At 64.3% G+C, this 1575-nt stretch carries 3 protein-coding genes; all 3 read left to right on the forward strand.

The genetic code is table 11. The features are described from left to right. A partial coding sequence (locus tag IL54_RS01990; RefSeq protein WP_037472679.1) for a trans-sulfuration enzyme family protein occupies nt 1–813 on the forward strand: 813 nt, incomplete at its 5' end. A 33-nt stretch (nt 814–846) separates the two neighbouring features. After that, the gene (gene apaG / locus IL54_RS01995) at nt 847–1245 is read left to right on the forward strand and encodes a Co2+/Mg2+ efflux protein ApaG (protein ID WP_037472674.1); all 399 of its coding nucleotides are present in this window, start codon (nt 847–849) and stop codon (nt 1243–1245) included. Continuing rightward, on the forward strand, nt 1242–1575 hold a 334-nt coding region (locus IL54_RS02000), incomplete at its 3' end, for a LysR family transcriptional regulator (RefSeq protein WP_037472681.1). The genes apaG and IL54_RS02000, both read left to right, overlap by 4 nt.

Consider the following 1575-nt stretch of genomic DNA (forward strand, 5'->3'; position numbering starts at 1 on the left):
AAATTCGGGATCGAGACGACCACGGTCGACGCCACCGACAATGCGGCATGGGAAGCGGCGATCCGCCCCAATACCAAGGTTTTCTTCTTCGAAACGCCCGCTAACCCGACGATGGATGTCGCCGACATGGCGGCGATCTGCGTCATCGCCAAGGCGCATGGCATCACCAGCGTCATCGACAACGCCTTCGCCACCCCCGCGCTGCAGCGGCCGATGGAGTTCGGCGCGGATGTGGTCGCCTATAGCGCGACCAAGATGATGGACGGGCAAGGCCGGGTGCTGGCCGGCGCGATCTGTGGCACGCGGGAATGGATCACCAATACGTTGCTGCCCTTCCACCGAAACACCGGGCCGACGCTTAGCGCGTTCAACGCCTGGGTCGTGCTCAAGGGGCTGGAGACGCTGGACCTGCGGATCAGGCGACAGAGCGAAAATGCGCTCAAGGTCGCGAAATTTCTGGAAAGCCGCGTCGCCAAGGTGCTGTATCCGGGGCTGGAGAGCCACCCGCAACATGCGCTGGCGATGCGCCAGATGGAGATGGCCGGGCCGATCTTCTCGCTCTATGTCGGCGGAGGCAGGGCCGAAGCGCATGGGCTTCTGAACGGGCTGCAACTGGTCGACATCAGCAACAATATCGGCGATTCGCGCTCGCTGATGACGCATCCGGCCTCGACCACGCATTTTGGCATGGCAGAGGCCGCGCGGCTGGAAGTCGGCATCACCGAAGACATGCTGCGGCTCAATGTCGGGCTGGAGGATGCGGACGATGTGATCGCCGATCTCGATCAGGCATTGCGGACGATCGGGCGTTGACGGGCAAGGGGGTAAGGGCGCATTCGTAAGGCCGTGAACGCACTTTTCCCCTTCCACGCCAAGACGCAGGACGTCATCGTCCATGTCGCCGTCTCCTTCCTGCCCGAACAGTCGGAGCCGGACCGGGGCCGCTGGTTCTGGGCCTATCATATCCGCATCGAAAATCAGGGCAGTCAGCCGGTCCAGTTGCTGACCCGTCATTGGGTCATCACCGACGGGCGCGGTGCCCAGCACCGGGTCGATGGCGACGGCGTGGTCGGCGAACAGCCGGTGGTCCAGCCGGGCAAAAGCTATGATTATGTGTCCGGCTGTCCGCTCAATACCCCGACCGGATCGATGAAGGGCAGCTACCGCATGATCGGCCTCAGCGGCGAGACGTTCGAGGTCGCCATCCCTCATTTCGCGCTGATCGCGCCTGCGGTGGCCGAATGAAGCGGACGCATTTGCCGCTCAACGGCCTGCGCGTGCTGGATGCGGCGGCACGGCATTTATCGTTCACGCGCGCGGCCGACGAACTGGCGGTAACGCCAGCGGCGGTTGGTCAGCAGATTCGGGCGCTGGAAGATTTGCTGGGCGTGGTGCTGTTCCGCCGCACGTCCAAGGGGCTGGAACTCACCCCCGAAACCGAAGCGGGGCTGGATGCCCTACGCGCCGGTTTCCTGGAGTTTGAAGATGCCGTGCGGGCGATGCAGGCGGGTCAGGCGAGCAGCGCGCTCACCATCGCCGCACCCCGCGACATCACCGCCAAATGGCTCCAGCCGC

Origin of the sequence: Sphingobium sp. ba1, assembly GCF_000743655.1 — a bacterium.
Taxonomy (GTDB): Bacteria; Pseudomonadota; Alphaproteobacteria; order Sphingomonadales; family Sphingomonadaceae; genus Sphingobium.